This is a genomic window from Mycolicibacterium arseniciresistens, from assembly GCF_030519285.1.
Taxonomy (GTDB): Bacteria; Actinomycetota; Actinomycetes; order Mycobacteriales; family Mycobacteriaceae; genus Mycobacterium; species Mycobacterium arseniciresistens.
This window is the reverse complement of sequence record NZ_JAUMSQ010000434.1, coordinates 1-2,880: the sequence shown is the minus strand read 5'-3', so window position 1 is coordinate 2,880 and position 2,880 is coordinate 1. Positions and strand designations below refer to the sequence as shown.

5 protein-coding genes are annotated in these 2,880 nt (G+C 68.0%); 1 reads left to right on the top strand and 4 read right to left on the bottom strand.

Annotated elements, in window-relative coordinates; translation table 11 throughout:
* Positions 1–152: 152 nt before the first annotated feature.
* Genes Q2100_RS29965 through Q2100_RS29950 form a run of 4 tightly spaced genes read right to left on the bottom strand, consistent with a single transcriptional unit; the run spans position 153 to position 2,306 of the window.
* Positions 153–434 (bottom strand): nitrile hydratase accessory protein, encoded by a 282-nt coding sequence (locus Q2100_RS29965; RefSeq protein ID WP_302916943.1) that lies wholly within the window; start codon positions 432–434, stop codon positions 153–155.
* Entirely contained in the window at positions 431–1,051 is a 621-nt protein-coding gene (gene nthA, locus Q2100_RS29960) for a nitrile hydratase subunit alpha (protein ID WP_264015706.1), read from the bottom strand. Before nthA ends, Q2100_RS29965 begins: the two co-directional genes overlap by 4 nt.
* Positions 1,048–1,785, bottom strand: coding sequence for a nitrile hydratase subunit beta (gene nthB / locus Q2100_RS29955; RefSeq protein ID WP_302916942.1), 738 nt, complete (start codon positions 1,783–1,785; stop codon positions 1,048–1,050). The genes nthA and nthB overlap by 4 nt, the downstream gene beginning before the upstream one ends.
* Positions 1,782–2,306: a DUF1097 domain-containing protein gene (locus Q2100_RS29950; protein ID WP_302916941.1), complete on the bottom strand. Its 525-nt coding sequence runs from the start codon at positions 2,304–2,306 to the stop codon at positions 1,782–1,784. The genes nthB and Q2100_RS29950 overlap by 4 nt, the downstream gene beginning before the upstream one ends.
* 161 nt (positions 2,307–2,467) lie before the next feature.
* Between Q2100_RS29950 and Q2100_RS29945 the strand changes: the two genes are divergently transcribed.
* Positions 2,468–2,880: chorismate synthase (locus tag Q2100_RS29945; protein ID WP_302916940.1), on the top strand; the 413-nt coding region annotated here is incomplete at its 3' end.

Genomic DNA, 2,880 nt, shown 5'->3' with positions numbered 1-2,880 from the left:
GGTGGGCGGTGGTGGCGCTGCTGCGGCGGCGGGGATCGACGGTGCCGCACGGTCCGGCGATGTGCGCGGCGACGGCCGCCGCGGTGACCCTCGCCGTCTTGTGAATTCGGCGTGATCTCGAGCGTTGAGCGCGCGGAAGCACGCCGAAGTCGCTAGTGGTCCTCGCCGCGCGGGGGTGCGTCGAGGACGCTGTGGTCGTCGACCACCTTCTGCAGCGCGCTCACCCAGTGGTCGTAGTAATGCCACTCGCCGCGTTGCGCCTCGGGGGCGTCCTCCCAGCGGCCGATGGTCTCGATCAGGCTCTGCTGGAAGTCGTTCCAGTCGTAGTGGCCGAACTCCGACAGCGCGAGCGCCAGCCCGAACGCACGGCGCTGCCACTCGTGGTCGAACTGCGGGGCCGCCGCGTCCGTGGTGCAGGTGTCGTGGAGTCTCATGACACCGGTCCTGCGAGCCCCACACCCATCATCGATTCCGTGGTGACCAGGTCCATCAGCATCTCGTCGGTGAAATCGTCGGTGCCCGAGGGACGTTCGGGTATCACGAACCAGCGGGAGTGGCCGCTGCTGTCCCACACCTTGATCTCGGTGTCCGCGGGCAGGTCGACACCGACCTCGCTGAGCACCTTGCGCGGCTCACGCGCAGCCCGCGAGCGGAACACCGGATCCTTGTACCAATAGGGCGGCAGGCCGAGCACCGGCCACGGGAAACACGAGCAGAGCGTGCAGATCACCAGGTTGTGCACACCGGGGGAGTTGGCCACCGCCTGCAGATGCTCACCCTCGGCGCCGGCCATCCCGTCGGGCAGGTCGAGTTCATCGATGGCAGAGGGGGTGTCGTCAACCACCCGGGCCGCGAAACCGGGATCCGTCCATGCCTTCACGACGATCTTGCGGCCGTTGAGCGGTGTCATCTCCGACTCGAAGTAGGCCAGCACCTTGTCCACCGTCTGCGGGGTGATGATGCCCTTCTCGACCAGTAGCGACTCGAGCGCCGCCACCTTCGCCGCACTGGTCTCCTCACGGTCGTCGGGATAGGAGAACTGCCCGCTCATCTGACTCCTTCCAGGTAGGCCTCGAACAATTCGGCGTAGAACGTCTGCAGTCCCGGTTCGGCACGCGGACCGAACATCTCCTCGGGGGTGAAGCCGACGATGTAGATCGGCATCGGGTCGCCGATGCCGTCGCCGGTGTGGGTGAAATAGCCGTAGTCGCCCTCGAAGACGCGCTCGACGGTGCCGAGCCGTCCGCGCAGGTGTCCGGGCAGCCGAGTGTGCGCGCCGGCCGGGACGTTGGTGATCCGCACCTGGTCACCGACTGCGAACTTCGGGTGGGCGACGTCGCGCCGCGGGCTGTCGCCCCGGCGCAGGTACGCCACCACCTGGTCGTCGATGGCAGGCTCCACTGCCGAGGTGTCCTGCTCGGCGGCGCTGTCCAATTGGGCCTGGCGAGCCGCCAGTTCGGCTTCGTCGAGGTAGCCCTTGTCGATGAAGAATTGCGTGATGCCGCCGAGCCACTTCTCGTAGTAGCGGAACTTGAAGTAGTCGAACGGGTTCATCGCCTCGGCGCCGGTGCGCAGGTCCGCCCACGTCCATTCGTCCTTGAACGCGGTCGGCACCTCGTCGATCGGATACTGCGGCAACGCCGAGCCCAGGTGGTTGGACAACCCCATCATCGCCACGTGGATGCCGAAGATCCGTTTCTCCCAGTCCTCGACGAACACCCGCTTCTCGAGGTTCAGCGGCTCCGGAAGTCCTTCGAGACCGCCGAGGTTGTGCTGCAGTTTCATGACGCCGGGCTACCTTCCGTCGTGGTCTCCACCGCGGTGTCGCGGGTGAGCAGCGTCGCCACGTACTCCGAGAGCAGCCCGAACGACGCACCGAGCACGCACGCTGTCGCGGCGACCAGGCCGGGATGGCTGATCGTCGTCACGGTGACGGCGTTGCCGGTGCCCGCGACCGTCGACACGGTGGCTGCGAAGCCGACCACCACGGCCGGAGTGGTCGACAGCAGCGGCACCCAGGACGCCTGGACCATCACGGCGCTGCCGACGCCGACCGCCAACGCGACGGCGAAGACGCTGCCGCCCAGCAGGTGTCCGGCGTACAGGCTGGCCGAGGCGATGACGACGCCGACGAGGTTGCTCGACAGGGAACGCACCCAGCCGGCGACGCCACCGCCGACGAAGAAGAACGAGGCCCACGTCAGGAACACCACCCAGATCGGGACGGTGATGACCTCGGCGGTCAGCGCCACCGCCACTCCGCCGAGCACGCCGATGCTCAGGGTGAGCGCTGACCGGGAGTCCATGCATGGACTGTGCCGTCAGTGTGTTTCCAGGCGGTGACAGTGGTTTTGCGATTGCGGTCGATCGCGCGGGGCGGCGGATCAGGCGGTGAAGACGCCTGCTCGGTACGCGCCGTGGATCGGCGAATTACGTCCGGGAAACCCGACGTGGGAAGATGGGACGCGTGTTGCGTTGGACCACTGCCGGGGAATCGCACGGCCGCGCCCTGGTGGCCATGCTCGAGGGCATGGTCGCCGGTGTGCACGTCACCTCCGAGGACATCGGCGCCCAGCTGAAGCGCCGTCGACTCGGCTACGGCCGCGGCGCCCGGATGAAGTTCGAGCAGGACCAGGTGACGGTGCTGGCCGGGGTCCGGCACGGCCTCACGCTGGGCGGGCCGATCGCCATCGAGATCGGCAACACCGAATGGCCGAAGTGGGAGACGGTGATGGCCGCCGACCCCGTCGACCCCGAGCGACTAGCGGACTTGGAGGATTCAGCCCGCAACGCGCCGCTGACGCGGCCCCGGCCCGGCCACGCCGACTACGCCGGCATGCTCAAGTACGGCTTCGACGACGCCCGTCCGGTGCTGGAGCG

Coding starts and splice junctions, on each gene's coding strand:
- nthB (WP_302916942.1), bottom strand. CDS start 1,785: ATGAAACTGCAGCACAACCTCGGCGGTCTCGAAGGACTTCCGGAGCCG.
- nthA (WP_264015706.1), bottom strand. CDS start 1,051: ATGAGCGGGCAGTTCTCCTATCCCGACGACCGTGAGGAGACCAGTGCG.
- Q2100_RS29965 (WP_302916943.1), bottom strand. CDS start 434: ATGAGACTCCACGACACCTGCACCACGGACGCGGCGGCCCCGCAGTTC.
- Q2100_RS29950 (WP_302916941.1), bottom strand. CDS start 2,306: ATGGACTCCCGGTCAGCGCTCACCCTGAGCATCGGCGTGCTCGGCGGA.